This window comes from Pseudomonas putida, assembly GCF_002025705.1.
Lineage (GTDB): Bacteria > Pseudomonadota > Gammaproteobacteria > Pseudomonadales > Pseudomonadaceae > Aquipseudomonas > Aquipseudomonas putida_J.
The window spans coordinates 512,660-536,914 of the sequence record NZ_CP018846.1 but is presented as its reverse complement, the minus strand read 5'-3'; the positions used below and the strand labels follow the sequence as shown (position 1 = coordinate 536,914).

The 24,255-nt window shown below is 63.0% G+C and carries 21 protein-coding genes; 10 read left to right on the top strand and 11 right to left on the bottom strand.

Annotated features, from left to right (window positions below; genetic code table 11):
- Positions 1-167 precede the first annotated feature (167 nt).
- Together BUQ73_RS02510 and BUQ73_RS02505 are read right to left on the bottom strand one after the other, a co-directional pair.
- Entirely contained in the window at positions 168-365 is a 198-nt protein-coding gene (locus BUQ73_RS02510) for a YbdD/YjiX family protein (RefSeq protein WP_027918412.1), read from the bottom strand.
- 13 nt (positions 366-378) lie between these two features.
- Positions 379-2,445 (bottom strand): carbon starvation CstA family protein, encoded by a 2,067-nt coding sequence (locus tag BUQ73_RS02505; protein ID WP_079226531.1) that lies wholly within the window; start codon positions 2,443-2,445, stop codon positions 379-381.
- 270 nt (positions 2,446-2,715) lie between these two features.
- Between BUQ73_RS02505 and BUQ73_RS02500 the strand changes: the two genes are divergently transcribed.
- Entirely contained in the window at positions 2,716-3,081 is a 366-nt protein-coding gene (locus tag BUQ73_RS02500; protein WP_060485564.1) for a PilZ domain-containing protein, read from the top strand.
- Positions 3,082-3,344: 263 nt separating this feature from the next.
- Positions 3,345-4,862 (top strand): nucleobase:cation symporter-2 family protein, encoded by a 1,518-nt coding sequence (locus tag BUQ73_RS02495; protein WP_027918408.1) that lies wholly within the window; start codon positions 3,345-3,347, stop codon positions 4,860-4,862.
- A 60-nt stretch (positions 4,863-4,922) separates the two neighbouring features.
- On the opposite strand, the gene radA is transcribed toward BUQ73_RS02495, so the two are convergent.
- Positions 4,923-6,290, bottom strand: a complete 1,368-nt coding sequence (gene radA, locus BUQ73_RS02490; protein WP_060485566.1) for a DNA repair protein RadA — start codon at positions 6,288-6,290, stop codon at positions 4,923-4,925.
- Between the two features lie 177 nt (positions 6,291-6,467).
- Between radA and mscL the strand changes: the two genes are divergently transcribed.
- Positions 6,468-6,887: a large-conductance mechanosensitive channel protein MscL gene (gene mscL / locus BUQ73_RS02485; protein WP_079226530.1), complete on the top strand. Its 420-nt coding sequence runs from the start codon at positions 6,468-6,470 to the stop codon at positions 6,885-6,887.
- Positions 6,888-6,919: 32 nt separating this feature from the next.
- Here mscL and BUQ73_RS02480 read toward each other — a convergent pair whose 3' ends face one another.
- Positions 6,920-7,696, bottom strand: a complete 777-nt coding sequence (locus BUQ73_RS02480) for a ferredoxin--NADP reductase (protein ID WP_079226529.1) — start codon at positions 7,694-7,696, stop codon at positions 6,920-6,922.
- A gap of 212 nt (positions 7,697-7,908) precedes the next feature.
- Between BUQ73_RS02480 and BUQ73_RS02475 the strand changes: the two genes are divergently transcribed.
- Both BUQ73_RS02475 and BUQ73_RS02470 read left to right on the top strand, forming a co-directional pair.
- Positions 7,909-8,619 (top strand): autoinducer binding domain-containing protein, encoded by a 711-nt coding sequence (locus BUQ73_RS02475; protein ID WP_079226528.1) that lies wholly within the window; start codon positions 7,909-7,911, stop codon positions 8,617-8,619.
- Positions 8,620-8,712: 93 nt separating this feature from the next.
- Positions 8,713-9,837 carry a methyltransferase gene (locus tag BUQ73_RS02470; protein WP_079226527.1) on the top strand — a complete coding sequence of 375 codons (1,125 nt, stop codon included), beginning with the start codon at positions 8,713-8,715 and terminating at the stop codon, positions 9,835-9,837.
- Positions 9,838-9,890: 53 nt separating this feature from the next.
- Here the strand turns inward: BUQ73_RS02470 and BUQ73_RS02465 are convergent, their stop codons facing one another.
- Genes BUQ73_RS02465 through BUQ73_RS02455 form a run of 3 tightly spaced genes read right to left on the bottom strand, consistent with a single transcriptional unit; the run spans position 9,891 to position 12,503 of the window.
- On the bottom strand, positions 9,891-10,046 hold the full coding sequence (locus BUQ73_RS02465; protein ID WP_016489104.1) for a DUF2474 domain-containing protein: 156 nt from the start codon (positions 10,044-10,046) through the stop codon (positions 9,891-9,893).
- Positions 10,047-10,055: 9 nt separating this feature from the next.
- Positions 10,056-11,063: a cytochrome d ubiquinol oxidase subunit II gene (cydB, locus tag BUQ73_RS02460; RefSeq protein WP_079226526.1), complete on the bottom strand. Its 1,008-nt coding sequence runs from the start codon at positions 11,061-11,063 to the stop codon at positions 10,056-10,058.
- Positions 11,064-11,066: 3 nt separating this feature from the next.
- Positions 11,067-12,503 (bottom strand): cytochrome ubiquinol oxidase subunit I, encoded by a 1,437-nt coding sequence (locus tag BUQ73_RS02455; protein ID WP_079226525.1) that lies wholly within the window; start codon positions 12,501-12,503, stop codon positions 11,067-11,069.
- 345 nt (positions 12,504-12,848) lie between these two features.
- On the opposite strand from BUQ73_RS02455, the gene BUQ73_RS02450 reads away from it, so the two are divergent.
- The 3 genes from BUQ73_RS02450 (at position 12,849) to trmA (ending at position 16,717) form a co-directional block, all read left to right on the top strand.
- A complete protein-coding gene (locus BUQ73_RS02450; RefSeq protein ID WP_027918400.1) occupies positions 12,849-14,069 on the top strand; it encodes an MFS transporter in 1,221 nt (406 codons plus the stop codon).
- Between the two features lie 270 nt (positions 14,070-14,339).
- On the top strand, positions 14,340-15,635 hold the full coding sequence (locus BUQ73_RS02445) for an NCS2 family permease (RefSeq protein ID WP_027918399.1): 1,296 nt from the start codon (positions 14,340-14,342) through the stop codon (positions 15,633-15,635).
- A complete protein-coding gene (trmA, locus tag BUQ73_RS02440; RefSeq protein WP_079226524.1) occupies positions 15,632-16,717 on the top strand; it encodes a tRNA (uridine(54)-C5)-methyltransferase TrmA in 1,086 nt (361 codons plus the stop codon). Before BUQ73_RS02445 ends, trmA begins: the two co-directional genes overlap by 4 nt.
- A gap of 141 nt (positions 16,718-16,858) precedes the next feature.
- Here trmA and pcaG read toward each other — a convergent pair whose 3' ends face one another.
- Positions 16,859-17,464, bottom strand: coding sequence for a protocatechuate 3,4-dioxygenase subunit alpha (gene pcaG / locus BUQ73_RS02435; RefSeq protein ID WP_079226523.1), 606 nt, complete (start codon positions 17,462-17,464; stop codon positions 16,859-16,861).
- 10 nt (positions 17,465-17,474) lie between these two features.
- Positions 17,475-18,194: a protocatechuate 3,4-dioxygenase subunit beta gene (pcaH, locus tag BUQ73_RS02430; protein WP_079226522.1), complete on the bottom strand. Its 720-nt coding sequence runs from the start codon at positions 18,192-18,194 to the stop codon at positions 17,475-17,477.
- Between the two features lie 188 nt (positions 18,195-18,382).
- Here pcaH and BUQ73_RS02425 point away from each other — a divergent pair, with 188 nt between their 5' ends.
- Both BUQ73_RS02425 and BUQ73_RS02420 read left to right on the top strand, forming a co-directional pair.
- Complete coding sequence (locus tag BUQ73_RS02425) at positions 18,383-19,276, top strand: neutral zinc metallopeptidase (RefSeq protein ID WP_079226521.1); 894 nt, start codon at positions 18,383-18,385, stop codon at positions 19,274-19,276.
- Positions 19,277-19,511: 235 nt separating this feature from the next.
- Positions 19,512-21,431, top strand: a complete 1,920-nt coding sequence (locus BUQ73_RS02420) for a methyl-accepting chemotaxis protein (RefSeq protein WP_079226520.1) — start codon at positions 19,512-19,514, stop codon at positions 21,429-21,431.
- A gap of 141 nt (positions 21,432-21,572) precedes the next feature.
- Here BUQ73_RS02420 and ggt read toward each other — a convergent pair whose 3' ends face one another.
- Positions 21,573-23,240, bottom strand: coding sequence for a gamma-glutamyltransferase (gene ggt, locus BUQ73_RS02415; RefSeq protein ID WP_079226519.1), 1,668 nt, complete (start codon positions 23,238-23,240; stop codon positions 21,573-21,575).
- A 117-nt stretch (positions 23,241-23,357) separates the two neighbouring features.
- Entirely contained in the window at positions 23,358-24,254 is an 897-nt protein-coding gene (locus BUQ73_RS02410) for a LysR family transcriptional regulator (protein ID WP_079226518.1), read from the bottom strand.
- Position 24,255: the final 1 nt, after the last annotated feature.

The window sequence follows — 24,255 nt, the reverse complement described above, 5'->3', positions numbered from 1 at the left end:
GCACAGTAGAAAAAAGAAAGGCCGCAATCCTGTAGGAGCGGCCTTGTGTCGCGATAGGGCCGCACAGCGGCCCCGGCAATGTCTGCTGCGAAGCTGAAACCTGGGGCCGCTGTGCGGCCCTATCGCGACACAAGGCCGCTACTACAAGGACCGCGCCGGCATTGGTTTCAACAGCACTTGGGCCCGGACTTGCCACCATAACGCGCTTCCTGGCGTTCCCGGAAGAACGCCTCGTAGCTCATCACCGGCTTGTCCGGGTGCTTGGCCTGCATGTGCTCGACGTAGTTGTCGTAGTCGGGCATGCCGACCATCAGGCGGGCTGCCTGCCCCAGGTATTTACCCAGTCGACCCAGGTCGTTGAACATCACTGCAGTCCTCTCAAGCGTCAGGCAGGGCCTGGAACGGGGTTTCCTTGTCGGTGCGATCTTTGCGGCCGAGGGCGGCGTAGCCGACCTTGAGGGCGAAGAACAGCACGCTGAACACCACCAGCAGGAACAGAATCGTCAGGCCGGCATTGGTGTAGGCGTTGAAGATTACGTGCTGCATCTGGTTGATGTCCTTGGCCGGGGCCAGCACCTGACCGGCGTCCAGCGCGGTGCTGTACTTCTTGGCCAATGCCAGGAAGCCGACGGCCGGGTTCGGGTCGAACAACTTGATCAGGCCCGCAGCGGTGGTGCAGATCAGCAGCCAGGCAGCCGGCAGCAGGGTGACCCAGATGTAGCGCTCGCGCTTCATCTTGATCAGCACCACGGTGCCGAGCATCAACGCGATACCCGCGAGCATCTGGTTGGAGATACCGAACAGCGGCCACAGGGTGTTGATGCCACCCAGCGGGTCGATCACGCCCTGGTACAGCAGGTAGCCCCACAGCGCCACGCAACCGGCGGTGCCGATCAGGTTGGCAGTCCACGACTCGGTACGCTTGAGGGCTGGTACGAAGCTGCCCAGCAGGTCCTGCAGCATGAAGCGACCGGCACGGGTACCGGCGTCTACCGCGGTGAGGATGAACAATGCTTCGAACAGGATCGCGAAGTGGTACCAGAAGGCCATGGTGTTTTCACCCGGCAGCACCTGGTGCAAGATCTGCGCGATACCCACTGCCAAGGTCGGTGCACCACCGGCACGGGCGAGTACCGTGTGCTCGCCGATGTCGCGGGCAACCGCTTCGAGCTGTTCAGGGGTGATCATGAAGCCCCAGCTGCTGACGGTTTGCGCCACCGAAGCAACGTCGGCGCCAACCACGGCGGCCGGGCTGTTCATGGCGAAGTACACGCCCGGCTCGATCACCGAGGCGGCAACCATGGCCATGATGGCGACGAACGACTCCATCAGCATGCCGCCGTAGCCGATGTAACGGGCGTTGGCTTCGTTGTCCAGCAGCTTTGGCGTGGTCCCCGAAGAGATCAGCGCATGGAAGCCCGACACCGCGCCACAGGCGATGGTGATGAACAGGAACGGGAACAGGGTGCCCTTCCAAACCGGGCCGGTACCGTCGGTGAACTGGGTCAGCGCCGGCATTTTCAGCTCGGGCATGGTCACCAGGATGCCGATGGCCAGGGCAATGATGGTACCGATCTTGAGGAAGGTCGACAGGTAGTCACGTGGCGCCAGAACCAGCCACACCGGCAGTACAGCAGCGACGAAGCCGTAACCCACCAGCATCCAGGTGATCTGCACGCCAGTGAAGGTGAATGCCGGGCCCCAGACCGGATCAGCGGCAATCTGGCCCCCCAGCCAGATCGATGCCAGCAGCAGTACCACGCCGACCACCGAGATTTCGCCGATACGGCCCGGGCGGATGTAGCGCATGTAGATGCCCATGAACATCGCGATCGGGATGGTCGCCATCACCGTGAACATGCCCCATGGGCTCTCGGCCAGGGCCTTGACCACGATCAGCGCCAGCACCGCGAGGATGATGATCATGATCAGGAAGCAGCCGAACAGGGCGATGGTCCCCGGGATGCGGCCCATCTCCTCGCGCACCATGTCGCCCAGCGAGCGACCGTTGCGGCGAGTGGAAAGGAACAGGACCATGAAGTCCTGCACCGCACCAGCCAGCACCACGCCGGCGATCAGCCACAACGTACCGGGCAGGTAGCCCATTTGCGCAGCGAGTACCGGGCCGACCAGCGGGCCGGCGCCAGCGATGGCGGCGAAGTGGTGACCGAAGAGAATGTGTTTGTTGGTCGGAACGTAGTCCAGACCGTCGTTGTTGAGCACCGCAGGGGTGGCCCGGCGGGGGTCGAGTTGCATCACCTTGGTGGCGATGAAGAGGCTGTAGTAACGATAGGCGACCAGGTAGATAGCCACCGCAGCGACCACGATCCACAAGGCATTGATCGCCTCGCCGCGACGCAGGGCGACGACACCCAGCGCGCAGGCCCCTATGACCGCCAGCGCCAGCCACGGGATGTGGCGTAGCAGGCTGTTATTGTTGTTCATGGCATGCTTCCAGCTAAGTGGTTGGAATAGACATCCCCTTGAGTCTAGGGCCTGCTTGGCAGCTTTACCATATCGAATTGCGATCACCGCCAGGCCGCCAGCAGGCACGCTAGAGCGGCAAGGACCGCCTGGCCGACCTGGACCTAGCATTTCTGCCAGTTGTTACTGTTTGCAGTACGGGATATTTGTATCCATGCACCTCGTCGCCCTCGCCCCGGCAGAAACGGCCATGCCTGGTCTATAGTCAGAGCAACTGACGAGGGGCCTGCCATGACCACTTCTGCCGACGAACGCCGCCGTTTCCAGCGCATCGATTTCGACGCCCCTACCGAATTGCGCCAAGGCGATCGCCGTTGGCCGGTGAAGCTGCTGGACCTGTCGCTCAAGGGCCTGCTGATCGAATGCCCTTCGCCCTGGGATGCCGACCTGACCCAGGATTTCGACGCGATCATCCACCTCGACCGCAATGTGCGCGTGCAGATGCAGGTGGAGCTGCGCCATGAAGAAGCCACCCGGCTGGGTTTCGTCTGCCTCTATATAGACGTCGAATCGATGACCCACCTGCACCGTCTTGTGGAACTGAACGTAGCCGACAGCACCGAAATGATGCGTGAGCTGCGTGAACTCATCGAATAATGGAATCTCTTAGCTAGCTAACATCATCCCCACCTGTTGTTTCTTGTCTACCCAGACAGCTTTCTGCCTGGGCATCGACGCTTTGTACACACCCTTCTAACACAGCCTCTGACGACTTGGTACGCGATCTGCATTGGCGTCTTGCACACATTGCAAGGCTAGCTGCCCGCGCTCCGATCAAAATATTGTATACAATTTATGTAGCAATCATTTGTAGGAAATGTCTACAGTAATGCCACAACAATAAACAGAGAGCCTGCTCCATGACTACGTCCCCTAGCACGTCTCCCGCCAAGCGCCCCGAGGATGAAAACCTCGGGCTTGGTGCCAACCTGGCCTATGGTCTGCAGCATGTGCTGACCATGTATGGCGGGATCGTCGCGGTACCCCTGATCCTGGGCCAGGCCGCCGGCCTCAACGGTGCCGAGATCGGCATGCTGATTGCCGCTTCGCTGTTTGCCGGTGGCCTGGCGACCCTGTTGCAGACGCTGGGCATCCCGTTCTTCGGTTGCCAGCTGCCGCTGGTACAGGGCGTATCGTTCGCTGGTGTTGCAACCATGGGCGCCATCCTCAGCAGCGAGGGCGGTGGCGGCTTGCCGGGCGTGCTCGGCGCGGTCATGGCCGCTTCGTTGATCGGCTTCCTGATCACCCCAGTGTTTTCGCGCATCACCAAGTTCTTCCCGCCGCTGGTGACCGGCATCGTCATCACCACCATCGGCCTGACCCTGATGCCGGTCGCTGCGCGCTGGGTGATGGGCGGCAACAGCGCCTCGCCGGAGTTCGGTAGCATGGCCAACATCGGCCTGGCCGGCCTGACCTTCGCCATCGTGCTGGTGCTGAGCAAGCTGGGCAGCGCGACCATCTCGCGCCTTTCGATTCTGCTGGCCATGGTGATCGGCACGCTGATCGCCTGGGCACTGGGCATGACCGACTTCAGCAAGGTCAGCCAAGGCCCGATGTTCGCCTTCCCTACCCCGTTCCACTTCGGCATGCCGGAATTCCACATCGCCGCGATCCTGTCGATGTGCATCGTGATCATGGTGACCTTGGTGGAAACCTCGGCCGACATCCTCGCCGTGGGTGAGATCATCGACACCAAGGTCGACTCCAAGCGCCTGGGCAACGGCCTGCGGGCCGACATGGCGTCGAGCATTCTGGCGCCGATCTTCGGCTCGTTCACCCAGAGCGCCTTCGCCCAGAACGTCGGACTGGTGGCCGTGACCGGGGTCAAGAGCCGCTATGTGGTGGCCACCGGTGGCGTGATCCTGGTGGTGCTGGGCCTGCTGCCAGTGATGGGCCGGGTGATTGCCGCCGTACCGACTCCGGTGCTGGGTGGCGCGGGCATCGTGCTGTTTGGCACCGTGGCCGCCAGCGGCATCCGCACCCTGTCGAAGGTCAACTACAAGAACAACGTCAACCTGATCATCGTCGCCGCCTCGCTGGGCTTCGGCATGATCCCGATCGCTGCGCCGACCTTCTACCACCAGTTCCCGAACTGGTTCGAGACCATCTTCCACTCCGGCATCAGCTCGGCGGCAATCATGGCCATCCTGCTGAACCTGCTGTTCAACCACTTCAAGACGGGTAACTCGGAGAACCAGTCGGTATTCGCCGCAGCCTACGAACGCACTATCCAGTATTCGGATATCTCGTGCCTGCGTGATGGTGACTACTTCAAGGATGGCAAGCTGTTCGATGCCGATGGCAATGAAGTGCCGGTAATGGAGCTGGACGAGCACGGCAACCAGGCGCCCAGGCGCAGTGCTGTTGCCGAGCATTGACCGCTGACTGAGCGGTGAGGTGGGGGGAGCCGATGCGCATCGTCGGCTCCCCTTTTTCATTTACTCGAACAGCGCATCCAGAGCCTGCTCCAACCGGGTCACTGCAATCACCTGCAACCCCGCTGGCGGCTCCTTCGGCGCATTGCCCTTGGGCACGATTGCGCGCTTGAAGCCGTGCTTGGCCGCCTCCTTCAGACGCTCCTGGCCACTGGGCACAGGCCGCACCTCGCCCGACAAGCCAATCTCGCCAAACACCAGCAGCCCATGGGCCAACGGCCGGTTGCGCAGGCTGGACATCACCGCTGCCAGCAGCGCCAGGTCCGAAGCCGTCTCCAGCACCTTCACCCCACCGACCACGTTAAGAAACACGTCCTGGTCATGGGTAGGAATGCCACCATGGCGGTGCAGTACCGCCAGCAGCATGGCCAGGCGATTCTGGTCCAGGCCCAGGGTGACCCGCCGAGGGTTGGCCAGGTGGCTGTCATCGACCAGTGCCTGCACCTCTACCAGCATTGGCCGGGTGCCTTCCCAGGTGGCCATGACCACACTCCCCGGCACTTCTTCCTGGGTGCGATTGAGGAAGATCGCAGAGGGGTTGGAAACCTCTTTCAGGCCACGGTCGGTCATGCCGAACACGCCCAGTTCGTTGACCGCGCCGAAGCGGTTCTTCACTGCCCGCAACAGCCGCAGGCGGCCGTCGGACTCACCCTCGAAATACAGCACGGTATCGACCATGTGCTCCAGCACCCGCGGCCCTGCCAGCGAGCCCTCCTTGGTGACGTGGCCGACCAGGAAGATCGCCGTGCCACTCTGCTTGGCATAACGCACCAGCAAGGCCGTGCTTTCGCGCACCTGGGCCACGCCACCGGGGGCGGACTGCAACTGCTCGGTAAAGATGGTCTGGATCGAGTCGATCACCATGACCCGCGGCTTTTCTACCCGCGCAGTGGCGATGATGGTTTCGATGCAGGTCTCAGTCATCACCTTGAGCTGGTCCTGGGGCAAGCCCAGGCGCCGCGAGCGCATGGCCACCTGTTGTTGCGACTCCTCACCGGTGACGTACAGCGCCGGCAGGCCCACGGCGATGTTGCACAGTGTCTGCAGCAGGATGGTCGATTTGCCGATCCCCGGGTCACCGCCGATCAACACCACCGAGCCATCGACCAGGCCGCCACCGAGTACGCGGTCGAGTTCGGTGCTGCTGGTGGTGAAGCGCGGGATTTCTTCGACGCTGACTTCGGCCAGGGTCTTGATCTGCGCCTGTTGCCCGGTCCAGCCGGCGCGGCCGCTGGGGGCCGCCGCGCCGCCGCTTTCGATCATGGTTTCGACCAGGGTGTTCCAGGCCCCGCAGTCGGCACACTGGCCGGCCCATTTGGGAAAGGTCGCGCCGCACTCGGTGCAGCCATACAAACGCTTGGCCTTGGCCATGGTGCAGGGTCTCCTGGAAAAAACCGCCATGATAGCCGAGGGCGACGTGTCTCGAACGCGTCGAGATGCGACAAAACTATTCGTTCTAACCGCAGTCATTACCCCTGAAGCCAGCGCATGAAGCGTTTAAGTGGCTTACACTGCGTTTACCTCACCATTTGTTACAAGGAATCAAACATGGGCATGCTCAGTGAGTTCAAGGCCTTCGCGGTCAAAGGTAATGTCGTCGACATGGCGGTCGGTATCATCATCGGCGCGGCCTTCGGCAAGATCGTCTCCTCGTTCGTCGGGGACGTGGTCATGCCACCACTGGGGCTGCTGATCGGCGGTGTCGACTTCAGCGACCTGGCAATTACCCTCAAGGCTGCTGAAGGCGATATACCGGCCGTGGTGCTGGCCTACGGCAAGTTCATCCAGACCGTGATCGACTTCATCATCGTCGCCTTCGCCATCTTCATGGGCGTGAAAGCCATCAACAAGCTCAAGCGTGAAGAAGCCGTGGCCCCCACCACTCCGCCGGTACCGACGCCGCAGGAAACCTTGCTGACCGAGATCCGCGATCTGCTCAAGGCGCAAAACCAGAACCGCCTGCCCTGAAACAACGGGGGCCGCATCGCGGCCCCTTTGCATCACCAGTAGTTTTCCACCGCCACCTGCCCCGGCCGCTTGCTCAGGCTCAGTTGCAGGTCACGCGCCTTGAGCACCTTGCGTGTCTCGTCGATCATCTGCGGGTTGCCACAGAGCATGATTCGCGAATGCTCGGGCGACAGTTCCAGGCCTGCCGCCTTTTCCAGCTCGCCATTCTCGATCAGCGTGGTGATGCGCGCATTCAATGCCCCTGGGTGCTGCTCACGGGTCACCACCGGAATGAACTGCAGCTTGCCAGCGAACTCGGCCAGATAGTCACGCTGCTCCAACCCGGCGATGTCGTCTACATACGCCAGCTCTTTCGCCTCACGGACCGAATACACCAGCTTTATGTTGTCGAAGCGCTCCCAGGCTTCGAAGTCTTGCAGAATCGACATGAATGGCGCAATGCCGGTACCGGTCGCCAGCAGCCAGAGGTCGCGGCCGCCGACAAAGCGGTCGAGGGTCAGGTAGCCGAACGCCTGACGGTCGATCAACAGGGTATCGCCCTCGCCCAGGCGGCTCAGCTCACTGGTGAACTCCCCGCCCGGTACCACGATTGAAAAGAAGTCGAGGTATTCGTCATGGGGAGCACTGACCATGGAGTAGGCACGCCAGACCACGCTGCCATCAGCCTTGCTCACGCCCAGCCGGGCAAACTGGCCGGCCCGAAAGCGAAACCCTGGGTCGCGCGTAACCCGCAGGCTGAACAGGTTCGGCGTCAGTGGCTGGACGTCGAGCAGGGTCTGGCGGGTAAATTTGTCGGCACTGGCGGTCATGACGGGCTCCATCGATAGCGTGCGCCCAGTGTCGCGCAAAGCGGGCAGGATAAAAACCGCCGGAGTGTAGGGACACAGCATACGGCTCTAATTGTTACTTTATGAAACCATGACCGCTATAACAAAAAATCCCAACATAACGCTCAGTCTTTTCCTACAATCTTCCCGGTATGCAAACGGATTGGATCCCGGAAACGGAAGGAGTTCGAGAGATGCTTCAATGGAACCATGAGCATCTGCACAAGCTCGTCAGCGAGAGTACGCCGCACAAGGTGTTCGACCTTGCGGTGCACCTTGCCCAGGACCTGGGTATGGATTTCATGGGTTTGAAGGTTCGCATTCAACTCGCCGCCCAGTCTCCCCGCTTGTACCTCTACAGCAACTACCCAGTCGAGTGGATCGAGCGTTATCAGCGCGACGACTTCTACAAACAGGACGCTGCTGCCACCCGTAGCCACTCCTCGACCATGCCGGTGCTATGGACCGACGAGCTGTACCGTGACGTGCCCCACTACCGCGAACAAGCCTGCGCGCATGGCCTGCGCCATGGTTGGACGCAGTCCCTGCATGACCTGCAGCACAATGAAAGCCAGGTCAGCGTGTGCCGGCCACTCGGCGAAGTGAAAATCGCCGAGCTGTATGACAAGGCAGGCAAGGTGCAGTGGCTGTGCCACACCCTGCACGCGATCATCAGTGAATACCATCTGGCCAAGCTCAGTGTGCCGCTGAAGATGAGCGACCGCGAAATCGAAGTGCTCAAGTGGTCGGCAGCCGGCAAGACAGCAGCCGACGTGGCCTGCATCCTGTCGCTGTCGCAGAGCACAGTGAACTTCCATATCCGCAGCGTGATCACCAAGACCAACGCCGCCAACAAGGCCGGTGCCATCGCCATCGCAATGATGCGCGGCCTGATCGAACAGTAGCCAGGCCTGCGGCCTCGGGCAAAGCCCTGTAGAATCGCGCAGCAAAGCTCGTGGCGAACCGCCGTGGGCAGATCCGTACCCGAGCCAGACGCCATGCCCCTGTTGACCACCCCCTACGCCGAACTCGACCTGATCCGCCAGCCGGACCAGGCCAATGACCCGCTGCAGGCCTTCGATGCCGCCGATGAATACCTGCTCGAGCAGTTGCACGCGCAGGGCCTGGAAGCCGGCAGCCGCGTGCTGGTGCTCAACGACAGCTTCGGCGCCCTGGCGGCCAGCCTGGCCGGGCACCTGCAGGTGGTCAGCAGCGGCGACTCGCACCTGGCGCGCATGGCCCTGGAGAAGAACCTTGCGCGCAATGACAAGGCCTTCGACAGCGTGCCCTTCGTGCCGGCAAGCGAACACTGGCAAGGCCCGTTCGACCGAGTGCTGGTACGCGTGCCCAAGACCTTGGCGCTGCTCGAAGAACAACTGATCCGCCTGCAAGGCCACCTGGCACCCGGCGCCCAGGTGATTGCAGGTGCCATGATCAAGCACCTGCCGCGAGCGGCTGGCGACCTGATGGAAAAGTACATCGGCCCGGTGCAAGCCTCACTGGCGCAGAAAAAGGCCCGCCTGCTGACCGCCTCGGTCGCCGACCGCCCTGCTGCCAAGTCGCCGTACCCGACCCGCTACCTGCTCGATACGCCGGCACTTGAACTGCTCAACCATGCCAATGTGTTCTGCCGCGAGGGCCTGGACATCGGCACCCGTGCCTTCCTCCCTCACTTGCCGCGCAACCTGGGCAACGCCCGCGTTGCCGACCTCGGCTGCGGCAACGGCGTGCTGGCCATTGCCAGCGCGCTGGCCAACCCGGAGGCGCACTTCACTCTGGTCGATGAATCGTACATGGCGGTGCAATCGGCGCAGGAGAACTGGCAGGCTGCCCTGGGTGAGCGGCCGGTAACGGTGATGCCGGGGGATGGCCTGGCCGGGGTGGAGAAACAGTCGCTGGATGTGGTGCTGTGCAACCCGCCGTTCCACCAGCAGCAGGTGGTGGGTGACTTCCTGGCCTGGCGCATGTTCCAACAGGCGCGTGAGGCGCTGGTGGTGGGCGGCGCACTGTACATCGTCGGTAACCGTCACCTGGGCTATCACAGCAAACTGGCGCGGTTGTTCCGCGGTGTCGAGCAAGTGGCCGCGACGCCGAAGTTCGTGATCCTCAAAGCCCGCAAGTAAACCTTCAGGGCCCTGTCGCCGGCTTGCCGGCGACAGGGCCCTGAAGGCCTGAATCAATGGGTGGTCAGGCCCGCTGCCCCCATGAACAGCCTCATCACCCAGGCCGCCACGCCCAGCGCTGCCACGCTCATCGCCCAGATCAGCACCAGCCAACCCAGTCGCTGCCACAGCGGTTTCTTCTCTTCCAGGCCATGTTTACCGGTCATCATGGCGCCCTCCTAGTGATAGCCGTCTTCATGGGTCACCTTGCCGCGGAACACGTAGTAGCTCCAGAAGGTATACATGAGGATGAACGGCAGGATGAACAACGTGCCCACCAGCATGAAGCCCTGGCTCTGCGGCGGCGCTGCGGCATCCCAGATCGAGATCGACGGCGGGATGATGTTCGGCCACAGGCTGATGCCCAGCCCGCTGTAACCCAGGAAGATCAATACCAGGGTGAGCAGGAATGGCGTGTAGTGCGCATTGCGTGCCACCGCCTTGAGCAAGCCGTAGAAGGTCACCAGGACCAGCAGCGGCACTGGCATGAACCAGAACAGGTTGGGCATGCTGAACCAGCGGTCGGCAATCTGCGGATAGGCGATCGGGGTCCACAGGCTGACGATGCCGATCACTGCCAGCAGTACCAGCGCCAGTGGCCTGGCAAGGTCGTGCATCTTCAGTTGCAGGTCGCCCTCGGTCTTCATGATCAGCCAGGTGCAGCCCAGCAAGGTGTAAGCGACGATCAGGCCAAGGCCGCAGAACAGGCTGAACGGTGTCAGCCAGTCGAGCGTGCCACCGGCAAAATGCCGATCGACCACCTTGAAGCCTTCGAGGAAGGCACCCAGCGCCACGCCTTGGAAGAAGGTGGCGACCAGTGAGCCGCCGATGAACGCCTTGTCCCACACGTGACGCTTGTCGGCCTTGGCCTTGAAGCGGAACTCAAAGGCCACGCCCCGGAAGATCAGGCCTATCAGCATCAGGATCAGCGGCAGGTACAGCGCTTCGAGCACCACGGCGTAGGCCATCGGGAACGCCCCGAACAGCCCGGCGCCGCCCAGCACCAGCCAGGTTTCGTTGCCGTCCCACACGGGGGCAACGGTATTCATCATCACATCGCGGTCACGCTCACCCTTGACGAAGGGGAAGAGCATGCCGATGCCCAGATCGAAGCCATCCATCACCACGTACATCATGACGCCGAAGATGATGATCACGGCCCAGATCAGCGGAAGGTCGATACCCATGGCTCAGTTCCCCTTGCTCAGGCTGGCGGACTCGGCCTCACGGCCATCATCGGCGGCGGACAGTGGCCGCGCCGGTGTGCGTGTGGTGCCAGGGCCTCCGGGGTTGTGCTCGTCACCCTCGCCAGTCTGCGGCCCTTTGCGCACCAGGCGCATCATGTAGCCAAGGCCGGTGCCGAACAGGGCGAAGTACACCACCACGAATGCCACCAGGGTGAAACCGAGCTGTGCATAACTGTGGTTGGACACGCCATCGGCGGTACGCATCAGGCCATACACCACCCACGGCTGGCGGCCGATCTCGGTGGTGAACCAGCCGGCGAGCAGCGCGACCAGGCCGGACGGGCCCATCCACAGGGCCACATACAGGAACGGCCGCGAGGTGTAGAGTGTGCCGCGCTTGCGCAACCACAGGCTCCACAGGCCGACGAAGATCATCAGGAAGCCGAGCCCGACCATAATCCGGAACGACCAGAACACGATGGTCGAGTTGGGCCGGTCTTCAGGCGGGAACTCCTTCATCGCCGGCACCTGTTTGTCCAGGCTGTGGGTCAGGATCAGGCTGCCGAGCGCCGGTATCTCGATCTTGAAGCGGGTGGTTTCGGCCTTCATGTCGGGGATGCCGAACAAGATCAGCGGGGTCGGTTCACCGGGCACGTTCTCCCAGTGGCCTTCGATCGCGGCGATCTTCACCGGTTGGTGCTTGAGCGTGTTGAGGCCGTGGAAGTCACCGATCACCGCCTGGATCGGCGCGACGATGAGGGCCATCCACATGGCCATCGACAACATCTTGCGCACCGCCGGGTTGTCACGCCCGCGCAGCAGGTGCCAGGCCGCCGAAGCACCGACGAAGAAGGCCGTGGAAACGAACGCGGCGGTGGCCATGTGCATCAGGCGATAGGGGAACGATGGGTTGAATACCACCGCCAGCCAGTCCACTGGCACCACCCGGCCATCGATGATCTCGTGGCCTTGGGGGGTTTGCATCCAGCTGTTGGAGGCCAGAATCCAGAAGGTCGAGACCAGGGTGCCGAGCGCGACCATCACCGTGGAAAAGAAGTGCAGACCACGGCCGACACGGTTCCAGCCAAACAGCATGACGCCAAGGAAGCCCGCCTCAAGGAAGAAGGCGGTCAGCACTTCATACGTCAGCAATGGGCCGGTGACGGCACCGGCGAAGTCGGAGAACCGGCTCCAGTTGGTACCGAACTGGTAGGCCATGACCAGGCCGGAGACCACGCCCATGCCAAAGTTGACGGCGAAGATCTTCGACCAGAAGTGGTAGAGGTCACGGTAGACCTGGTTGTGGGTCCGCAGCCAGAGGCCTTCGAGGACTGCCAGGTAGCTCGCCAGGCCGATGGTGATGGCCGGGAACAGGATGTGGAACGACACGGTAAAGGCAAACTGCATTCGGGCGAGCTCTAAGGCCTCTATTCCGAACATGGTGCTTCCTCTTCAGATAATCCGGCGTCCGGGCTTGTGGCCCCGTCGCCCACTGCCCCCACGGTAGTCGAGTGCGGCATGTTGGAATTGTTCTGTTCGATCGCAGGGATTCCGGCCCGAGGGCCCATTCGTTAGGTCTGGAACGATTGATCCAGGTCAACGATTGCTAGGAAGCATAGTCCCGAATGGCCCGCCGGGCCGTGTGGTTGTTTGCCGCGTGACCGGTTGCCCCACCCTCTTTCGCGAAACGTGAAAAAGTGCCGATCCCGGCAAACAGTAACCGTTTGTTACAAACAGATGATACGCTGCGGGCCCCTCTACTGCGCCGAGGCCAACAGGTTTCCGATGTCCGATTCCGCACCGCAGTTGTTGCGTCATCACCGCCCGTTCATCGCTTTCTGGCTGGCCCGGGTGTTCACCGCCAGCGGCTTCCAGATGCTCACCGTGGCCATTGGCTGGCACCTCTACCAGCTGACCGGCAATGTGCTCGACCTGGGCCTGGTGGGCCTGGTCGAATTCGCCCCACGGGTGTTGTTCATGCTGCACACCGGGCACGTCGCCGACCGCTATGACCGACGCAAGGTCGCGGCGCTGTGCCAGACCTTGCAGGGGTTGATCGCCCTGGCGCTGGCCGTGGGCAGCGCCACCGACAACGTCAGCCGCGAACTGATTTTCGTCCTGGCCTTCCTGCTCGGTGCCACCCGCTCGTTCGAAATGCCAGCGACCCAGGCGCTGCTACCCAACGTGGTGCCTGCCGGGCTGTTCCCGCGAGCGGTGGCCGCTTCGGCCTCGGCGACCCAGGCCGCCACCATCGTCGCCCCGGCCGTGGGCGGCTTCCTGTACGCATTTGGCAGCATCTGGGTGTACGGCCCGACCGTCGCACTGTACGCCATCGCCTGCCTGCTGATGCTCAGCCTCGACTCGCGCCAGCAGGTGCCTCAGCGTGGCCGCGCCAGTATCGAATCGCTGATGGCCGGGATCCGCTTTATCCGCAGCCGCCCCGACATTCTCGGGGCCATCTCGCTGGACCTGTTCGCCGTGCTGCTCGGTGGCGCGACCGCCTTGCTGCCGGTGTTTGCCAAGGACATCCTGCTTACCGGCCCATGGGGCCTGGGCCTGCTGCGCTCGGCGCCGGCGGTGGGGGCACTGCTGATGTCGCTGTGGCTGGCGCGCTTCCCGGTGGAGCGCAAGGTCGGCCGCACCATGTTCACCGCCGTCGGGCTGTTCGGCGTGGCGACCATCGCCTTTGGCCTGTCGACCTCGTTCTGGTTCTCGCTGGCGGTGCTGGTGGTGCTGGGCGCGGCGGACATGATCAGCATGGTCATCCGCGGCGCCTTCGTGCAGCTGGAGACGCCGGATGAGATGCGTGGGCGGGTGAGCGCGGTCAACGGGTTGTTCATCGGCGCTTCGAACCAGCTGGGTGAGTTCGAGTCCGGGGTGACGGCGCACTGGTTCGGCACGGTGCCGGCGGTGGTGATGGGTGGGGTCGGCACGCTGGTGGTGACCGGGGTGTGGATAAAGTTGTTCCCGACATTGGCCAAGCGAGACCGGTTGCACAACGAATAATTCGCTCTCCTGTGCTGGCCTCTTCGCGGGTAAACCCGCTCCCACAGGGGGCCGCCCTTGCTATATCCCTGTGGGCGCGGGTTTACCCGCGAAGAGGCCGGCACAGGCTAAAGGTAACCCATTCCCCAACGGCGATAGGCCCCCGCCAAGCATGCTGGTATGATGCGCGGCTTTTTTCCGCCCCACACAAAACCACGGCATCCGCTACGGTCTGTGCTTTGCTGATGGGGTCGATACATTCACGGCGCGAGGGCGCCCTGGGGAGCGGGCATGCTGGAAAGGCTGTTTCAACTAAAAGCACACAACACCAATGTGCGCACCGAGATTCTTGCGGGCGTCACCACCTTCCTGGCCATGGCCTACATCCTGTTCGTCAACCCGAGCATTCTCGGCGAGACCGGCATGGACAAAGGCGCGATCTTCGTCGCCACCTGCCTGGCCGCCGCCATCGGTTCGACCACCATGGGTCTGATCGCCAACTACCCGATCGCCCTGGCGCCGGGCATGGGCCTGAACGCGTTCTTCACCTATACAGTGGTCCTGCACATGGGCCACACCTGGCAGGTGGCACTGGGCGCGGTGTTCCTCTCGGCGGTGATGTTCTTCCTGCTGTCGATCTTCCGCATCCGCGAATGGATCGTGAACAGTATCCCGCTGCCACTGCGTTCGGCGATTGCTGCTGGCATCGGCCTGTTCCTGGCGTTCATCGCCCTGCATAATGCCGGCATCGTCGTCGATAACCCGGCAACCCTGGTTGGCCTGGGCGACCTCAAGCAGCCGGCACCGATCCTCGCTACCCTGGGCTTCTTCCTGATCGTCGGCCTCGAGTCGCTGAAGGTGCGAGGCGCGGTGCTGATCGGCATCCTCGCCGTGACCATCGCCTCGATCGTGATGGGCGTGACCCCGTTCGGTGGCGTGGTATCCATGCCGCCTTCGCTGGCACCGACCTTCCTGCAGCTGGACATCAAGGGCGCACTCGACGTGGGCCTGGTCAGCGTGATCTTCGCCTTCCTGTTCGTCGACCTGTTCGACAACTCCGGCACCCTGATCGGTGTGGCCAAGCGCGCCGGCCTGATGGGCAAGGATGGCCACATGCCAAAGATGGGCCGCGCCCTGATCGCCGACAGCACCGCAGCCATGGCCGGGTCCCTGCTGGGCACCTCGACCACCACCAGCTACATCGAATCCGCTGCTGGCGTGAGCGCCGGGGGCCGCACCGGCCTGACCGCCATCGTGGTCGCCATCCTGTTCCTGCTGGCGCTGTTCTTTGCCCCGCTGGCCGGTAGCGTGCCAGCCTTCGCCACCGCCCCGGCGCTGCTGTTCGTTGCCGTGCTGATGGCTTCGGGCCTGGCGGAAATCAACTGGGACGACGTTACCGAAGCCGCCCCGGTGGTGGTGACCGCCCTGGCCATGCCGCTGACTTACTCGATCGCCAACGGCATTGCCTTCGGCTTCATCTCCTGGACCGCCGTCAAGCTGATCTCTGGCCGCCACCGCGACCTGAACCCGGCCCTGGTGATCCTTTCCATCCTGTTCGTCATCAAGCTGGGCTGGTTCAACGCATGAGTGCTGTCTTCGATCCCTCCGCCTACGACACCCAGCTCGAGGGCAAAGTCGCCCGCCTGCGCGAGTTGCTGGCGCCCTTTGGCGCGCCGGAACCGGCCGTTTTCGACTCGCCGCGCGAGCACTACCGCCTGCGCGCCGAGTTCCGCCTGTGGCGTGAAGACGGCCAGCGCCACTATGCGATGTTTGCCCCGGGCGATAAGCACAAGGCGATCCTGATCGACGATTTCCCCATCGCCAGCCAGCGCATCAACGAGTTGATGCCGCGCCTGAAAGCCGCCTGGCAGGCTAGCGAAACGCTGAGCAACCGCCTGTTCCAGGTGGAGTTCCTCACCACCTTGGCCGGCGATGCCATGGTCACGATGTGCTACCACCGCCCGCTGGACGAAGCCTGGGAAGTGGCTGCCCGGCAGCTGGCCGAAGACCTCGGCGTGAGCCTGATCGGCCGCTCGAAGGGCAAACGCCTGGTGATCGGCCGCGACTACGCGGTGGAAAAGCTCGATGTCGCCGGCCGTGTGTTCAGCTATCGCCAGCCAGAAGGTGCGTTCACCCAGCCCAACGGCGCGGTGAACCAGAAGATGCTGAGCTGGGCCTTCGAGGCCATCGGCGAGCGTGAGGACGACCTGCTGGAGCTGTATTGCGGCAACGGCAACTTCACCCTGCCGCTGGCCACACGCGTGCGCCAGGTGCTGGCCACCGAGATCAGCAAGACCTCGGTCAATGCCGCGCTGAGCAACCTCGACGAGAACGCTGTGGATAACGTGCGGCTGGTGCGCCTGTCGGCAGAAGAACTGACCCAGGCGCTGAATGACGTGCGCCCGTTCCGTCGGCTGGAAGGGATCGACCTGAAAAGCTACGAATTCGGCACGGTGTTCGTCGACCCGCCGCGTGCCGGCATGGACCCGGACACCTGCGAGCTGACCCGGCGTTTCGAGCGGATCCTGTACATCTCGTGCAATCCGGAGACGCTAGCGGCGAACATTGCCCAGTTGCAGGACACGCACCGCATCGAGCGTTGTGCGTTGTTCGACCAGTTCCCCTACACCCACCACATGGAAAGTGGCGTCCTGTTGGTTCGGCGCTGACTTTCAAATCGCCGGGGCTGCTTTGCAGCCCTTTCCGACCGGTCCGGCGCCCCGGCAAGGCCGCTCCTACAGGGGAACGCATATTCCTGTAGGAGCGGCCTTGCGTCGCGATGGGCTGCAAAGCAGCCCCAAGGGCTTGCATCAGAAGTCGAAGAACACCGTCTCCCCTTCCCCCTGAATACGGATATCGAAGCGATACGCCGTCTTCCCGTCCACCTCGCAACGCTTGGCAATCAGCGTTTCGCGGCGCTGCGGCTGCTCGATCAGGTTGAGCACCGGGCACTTGGCGTTGGCTTCAGCCTCATCATCGAAATACAGACGCGTGTGCAGGTGGATATTGATGCCACGGGCAAACAGGCTGATGTTGATGTGCGGGGCCATCGGCACACCGGCAGCGTTCTTCACCACACCCGGCTTGACCGTTTGTACGGTCCACTCACCGGCATCGAAGGTGGTAGCGGTGCGGCCGAAGCTGTTGAAGGCATTTTCCAAGTTGTATTGATCCTGATACTGGCCAGCGGCATCCGCCTGCCACAGTTCCAGGAACGAATCACGAACCAGGTGGCCGTTACCGTCATACACCTGGCCGATCAGCAGGATGTGCTCGCCAGCAGCGTCCGGCTTGGCCAGGCGGTTCCAGATTTCCTGGTCGCGGGTCGGGTTGCCGGCCGCTTCCAGGGCCAGGCCGATGTGCACGTAGGGGCCGGCGGTCTGCGAGGGGGTTTCCGGCAGCAGTTCGATAGGCATGGCGGGGTCCTCAGCAGTTTTCGAATTGGGTCTTGCGCTGGCCGCGCAGCACGATGTCGAAGCGGTACGCCAGGCAGTCCATCGGGTTGGCGTTGCTCATGTCGAGCTTGGCAATCAACTGCTGCACCGCTTCGGGGTTGGCGATCGACTTGACGATCGGGCACATCGGGATCAGCGGGTCACCCTCGAAATACAGCTGGGTGATCAGCTTGGTGGCGATCGACGGGCCGCTGATGGCGAAGTGGATGTGCGCCGGGCGCCAATCATTCGGGCCATTGCGCCATGGGTATGGGCCCGGCTTGATGGTGCGGAAACTGTAGTAACCGTCGCGGTCGGTCAGGCAGCGGCCAACGCCACCGAAATTCGGGTCCAGCGGCGCCAGGTAGCGGTCGTTCTTGTGGCGGTAACGGCCGCCGGCGTTGGCTTGCCACATCTCCACCAAGGTATTCGGCACAGGCTTGCCGTACTGGTCGACGACGCGGCCGGCAACGATGATGCGCTCGCCGATCGGCAGGCCGCCGTTGTTGAAGTTCAGCAGCAGGTCATGGTCGTGGGCACCAAAACCCAGATGGGAAAAGTCCGGGCCGGTGGTTTCGCTGATCGACTGCGGGATGCTGACCAGTGCCTGGCGCGGCGAGCGGGCAATGGACGTCTTGTAGTCAGGCGTCAGGGCCTTGGGGTGCCAGTTGCGATCACGGATCACGAAGCGGCTGTTGTCCTGGGCGGGCATGCCGGATTCCTCTCTTGGAATTATGAAAACGCCTGTACACGGCAGGCGGACTTGCAGTTTCAGATAGGTCGGGCCAGATGAATATTGAAATCAGCCACCCAATACATAACCAAATGGTTATGCATTAGTACCTTTGGCTGGGGTGAACTAATCTTTATCCCCATGTTTCACGCTCTGGAGAGCACTTCATGGAATGGCGAAAAGGCCGGCGCAGCGACAATGTGGTCGATGCCCGTGGCGAAGGTGGCGGTGGCGGCGGCATGCGCTTTGGCGGCGGCAAGGGGCTGGGGCTTGGGGCGATATTGCTGATCGTCGGCATCGGGTGGCTTACCGGCCAGGACCCGCTGCAGATCCTCGGCCAGCTCGCAGGGCAGATGGACCAGCAGCAACATCAGGCAGCTCCGGCTGGAGCAGGCGGCAAGGCACCGCCGGCCAATGACGAACAGGCGCAGTTCGTCGCCTCGATCCTGGGTGACACCGAGGATACCTGGAAGGCGCTGTTCGCCCAGGCTGGCAAGCAATACCGCGATCCCAAGCTGGTGCTGTTCAGCGGCCAGGTGAACTCCGCCTGTGGGTTTGCTTCTGCGGCGGTCGGGCCGTTCTACTGCCCGGCGGACCAACGTGTCTACCTGGACATGTCGTTCTTCCGCGAGATGGAAACCCGCTTCGCCGCAGCGGGTGATTTCGCCCAGGCTTACGTGATCGCCCACGAGATCGGCCACCATGTGCAGACCTTGCTGGGTGTGTCGGCCAAGGTCGATGCCGCGCGGCGCAGTGGCCAGCGCATGGAAGGCGACAATGGCCTGCTGGTGCGCCAGGAGCTGCAGGCTGACTGCCTGGCCGGGGTGTGGGCGTATCAGGCGCAGAAGCGGCTGAACTGGCTGGAACCTGGCGATGTTGAAGAGGCGCTGAATGCGGCCAATGCCATTGGCGATGACCGGCTGCAGCAGCAAGGCCAGGGGCGCGTGGTGCCCGACTCTTTCACCCATGGCACCTCGGCGCAGCGGGTGCGCTGGTTCAAGGCCGGGTTTGCCCAGGGTAATGTGAACAGCTGCGATACCTTCAGCGCGCGTAGCCTTTGAGACAAAAGCCAGCGCAGAACCTGTGGGAGCCGCGCTTGCCGGCGATGGGCTGCAAAGCAGCCCCCTGCAATCTCCAAAACGCAAACGTTTTCACACAGTTACAAATCTGCTGAAAAAGCGATTCAGCTTTCCCTTCGTCGTGCCGATAACACCTGCACGAATCAGCAGGCCCCCAGAACAACAACGCCCTGCGATCGATGATCAAGTGAGCGAATGAATTTTCTGGAGAGCGTGCATGAACAGCTGGTTCGCCAACATCAGCGTCAACCTCAAACTCGGCCTGGGCTTCGGCCTGGTGCTGTTTCTAACCGGCCTGCTGGCCCTGACCGGCTGGACCAGCCTGGGCAGCCTGATCGACCGCAGCAACTGGATGGGCGACATCGGCCAGCTCAACAAGGACCTGACCGACCTGCGCGTGGCGCGCCTGCAATACATGATCGCCAACGGCGATGATGCCGCCGCCGCCAACACACAGGCCAAGCTCGACGCCTTCAGCAAGCAGCAGGAATACCTGGTCAGCACCTTCACCAGCCCGGCCAACGTCGTGCTGCTCAAGGAGCTGGGGCAGACCATCAGCGAGTACAAGGTGTCGCTGAACAAGATGCGCGCCGGTTACAAGAGTTCGCTGGCCGCCCGCGATGCGATGAACGTGTCGGCGGCCAAGGCCGATGACGCCATGGAAACGCTCAGCCAGGACGTCATGTCCCGCCCCGAGGCTGACAGCGTGCGCCTGGCCCAGTACCAACTGATCAGCAAGGCGCGCCAACAACTGTTGCAGGTGCGCGTCGATGTGCGCGGTTACATTGCCGACAACAGCACCAGCAACGAGCAGGCCGCCCTGCGTCAGCTGGACAGTTCGCTGGCCGATATCGACAGTCTCAAGCGCCAGCTACCAGCCGAAGCGCCCCATGTGCAGCAGTTCGAACAAGCGGTATTGGCCTACCGCGATGCCGTGCGCCAGTTCCGCGACGCGGTCGCTGCCATTAACGTTGCCCGTGCGGAAATGACTGTGGAGGGTGCCGACATCGTCAAGCGCAGCGACGCGCTGTACAAGATCCAGATTGACCGCCGTGATGTCGAAAGCGCCCAGGCACGCAGCCTGCAAACTATCGCCACACTGTTGGCGCTGCTGGCTGGCGTGATCGCCGCGGTTGTCATCACCCGCCAGATCACCCGCCCACTGCGCGAGACCTTGCAAGCTGTCGAACGCATCGCCGCTGGCGACCTGACCCACGACCTGCGCGTCACCCGCCGCGACGAGATTGGTGTACTGCAACAAGGCATCGCGCGCATGGGCACCACCCTGCGCGACCTGATCAGCGGCATCCGTGACGGCGTCACCCAGATCGCCAGTGCCGCCGAAGAGCTGTCGGCGGTGACCGAGCAGACCAGCGCTGGCGCCAACAGCCAGAAGGTCGAGACCGACCAGGTGGCCACCGCCATGCACGAAATGGCCGCCACCGTTCAGGAAGTGGCGCGCAACGCTGAGCAAGCGTCGCACGCGGCCACCGGTGCCGACGACGAGGCCCGCGCCGGAGACCGCGTAGTGGGCGAGGCGATCAGCCAGATCGAGCGCCTGGCCGAAGAAGTGCACCGTTCCACCGAGGCCATGAACCTGCTGCAGCAGGAAAGCCAGAAGATCGGCAGCGTGATGGACGTGATCAAGTCGGTAGCCGAGCAGACCAACCTGCTGGCACTGAACGCCGCGATCGAGGCGGCCCGTGCCGGTGAGGCTGGCCGTGGCTTCGCGGTAGTGGCCGATGAAGTGCGTGGCCTGGCCCAGCGCACGCAGAAGTCCACCGAAGAGATCGAAGAGCTGGTAGCCAGCCTGCAGCACGGTACCCAGCAAGTGGCCAATGCCATGCAGGGCAGCCGCACGCTGACCGACAGCAGTGTGGAGCTGGCGCGCAAGGCCGGGACCTCGCTGGAGAACATCACCAGCACGGTGTCGAGCATCCAGTCCATGAACCAGCAGATCGCTGCGGCGGCCGAGCAGCAGAGTGCGGTGGCTGAGGAGATTAGCCGCAGCATTCTGAATGTAAGGGATGTGTCGGAACAGACGGCCGCTGCCAGCGATGAGACAGCGGCGTCCAGCGTAGAGCTGGCGCGCCTGGGTGGTCACCTGCAGACGCTGGTCAGCCAGTTCCGCGTCTGACCTGCGGCCCTATCCGACCGGTCCGGCGCCCCGGCAAGGCCGCTCCTACAGGGATCCGCAGACCTCTGTAGGAGCGGCCTTGCCGGGGCGCCGGACCGGTCGGATAGGAGGGCAAAGCCCTCCCGGCAACCTCGAATGTAATTACTTGACGATCATCCCCACCCCACGCCCACGCGGATCCGAAGCGGTCTCAAGCTGCGCCCCATTGACCCGAATCGCCTGGATATCGCCCATCTCCCAACCCTGGTCCTCCAGCACATAACCCATCTTCTTAAGCTCATCAGCCACAGGCCCGGTCAGCGGCGCATAGCTGTCGAAATAGATGGTGTCCTTTGGCAACAATTGATGGTGCACACGCTGCGCAGCCACGGCCTTCTCCAGCGGCATGCCGTAGTCGTACAGGTTGTTCATCACCTGGAAGATCGAGGTAAAGATCCGCGATCCGCCCGGGGTGCCGATCACCAGCTCGACCTTGCCGTCGCGGGTCATCAGGCTCGGGCTCATGGATGACAGCATGCGCTTGCCCGGTTCGATGGCGTTGGCGTCGCCACCGACCACGCCAAAGGCATTCGCTGCGCCCGGTTTGGCGCTGAAGTCGTCCATCTCGTCGTTGAGCAGGAAGCCTGCCCCCTTGACCACCACGCCGCTGCCGTAATCGAGGTTGAGGGTGTAGGTGTTGCTGACCGCGTTGCCCTGCTTGTCGACGATCGAGAAGTGCGTGGTCTGGTGCGGTTCCAGCCCTGGCTTGACCTTGTCAGTCTCGGAAATGGCATTCGGGTTGACCTGCGCGGCACGCTTGGCCAGGTAGTCCTTGGCAACCAGCTGGTCGACCGGCACCTTGGTGAAGGCCGGGTCACCGAGGTAGTCGGCGCGGTCGGCGAACACTCGCTTCTCGATCTCCGCCAGCAGGTGGATGTACTGCGCCGAGTTGTGCGCCACGCCCTTGAAGTCCGCCGCGCGGTCTTCCTTGATGCCCAGCAGCTGGGCCAAGGCCACACCGCCGGAGCTTGGCGGTGGCGCGGTGTAGACCACGTTACCGCGCCAGCTCAGGGCCATCGGCTCGCGCCACACCGCCTTGTAGTCCTTGAGGTCGTCCTTGGTGATCAGGCCCTTGTCGGCCTGCATCTGCGCCACCAGCAGGTCGGCAGTCTTGCCCTGGTAGAACTCGCTCACGCCTTTGTCGGCGATGCGCTCGAGGGTCTGGGCCATTTCCGGCTGCTTGAACAGCTCACCGACTTTCATGTTGCCGAAGTAATCGTTGAAGTTGGTCGCCGTCTTGAACATGCCCTGGGCGTCGTTGCGGTACTGGTACTGCTTTTCGGCGACCTTGAAGCCGTTCTTCGCATAGCCGATGGCCGGAGTCAGCAGCTCGCTCCAGGGCAGCTTGCCGAACTTCTGGTGGGCCTCCCACAGGCCCATCACCGTACCGGGCACACCCGCAGCACGCACGCCGACCAGGCTCAGGTTTTCGATCACCTCGCCCTTGTCGTCCAGGTACATGTTGCGCGTGGCGGCCTTGGGCGCCACTTCGCGGTAGTCGAGGAAGTACGGTTTGCCGTCGACGAACAGGGTCATGAAGCCACCGCCACCGATGTTGCCCGCCTCGGGGTAGGTCACAGCCAGGGTGAACGCCGTCGCTACAGCAGCATCCACGGCGTTGCCGCCCTTCTTGAGAATGTCGGCGGCTACCTGTGCACCATATTGATCGGGCGCAGCTACAGCGCCACCTTCCAACGTGGCGGCGTAAGTCGAGGAACAGCTCAGGATCGCGGCTGCCAGAGCCAGGTACTGGAACGGGACAATACGCATGACACTTCCTTGGTGTTGTTTTTGTTGAGCAGTCAGTAAGGCCGAAGCGTTTCGACTGTGCAATCAAACAGAGGAAGTTTCGCCGCCTGTGGACAGGAACTGTCGCGTTCAGGCAACTCAGCAGGCGTACATCGCCAGCTTGCGCTGGATGAAGTCGAGGAAACACTGGATACGCAGGGCCAGCTGCGTGTTGCGGTAATACACCGCGTGGATCGGCTGGCGGTAGCCGTTGCTGGCCTCGCTCAGCAGCACCTTGAGGCGGCCGGCGCGGATGTCTTCGTGGGTCATGAAGTGTGACAGCGAGACGATGCCCTCCCCGGCCAGCGCCAGCTGGCGCAGGGTCTCGCCGCTGGAGGCGATCAATGCCGGGCGGATGCTCCAGCGGTCACCCTGAGCATGACGCAGCGGCCACTGGTTGAGCGACTCAGGTTGGCTGAAGCCGAGCAGGCAATGGTTGTTCAGGTCCTCGACCTTCTCCGGTGTACCGTGTTGGTCCAGGTACTGCGGGCTCGCCAGCACCTGTACCGGGCTGCAACCGAGCGAGCGGGCATGCAGGCTGGAGTCGGCGAGGTCACCAATGCGGATGGCCACATCGGTACTCTGCTCCAGCAGGTCGATGATCAGGTCGTCGGTGTTGAGTTCCAGCTCGATGCCGGGGTACTGGCGACGGAACTCGCCAATCCACGGCAGGATGGCGTGCAGCATGAACGGCGCGGCGGCGTTGATGCGCAGACGCCCGGATGGGGTCTGGCGGTTCATCGACAGGCGCTCTTCCATCTCGTCCATCTGTTCCAGCACCAGGCGCGAGCGTTCGAGGAAGAAGCGGCCTTCTTCGGTGAGGTCCATGCGCCGGGTGGTGCGGTTTACCAGCGTGGTGCCGAGTTTGGCCTCCAGGCGTGACAGCGTGCGGCTGACCGCCGATGGGGTCTGGCCCATCTGCTCGGCGGCGGCAGAGATCGAACCGCAATCGATGACGGCGACGAATACCTGGAGTTCTTCGGATCGGGTTTTCACT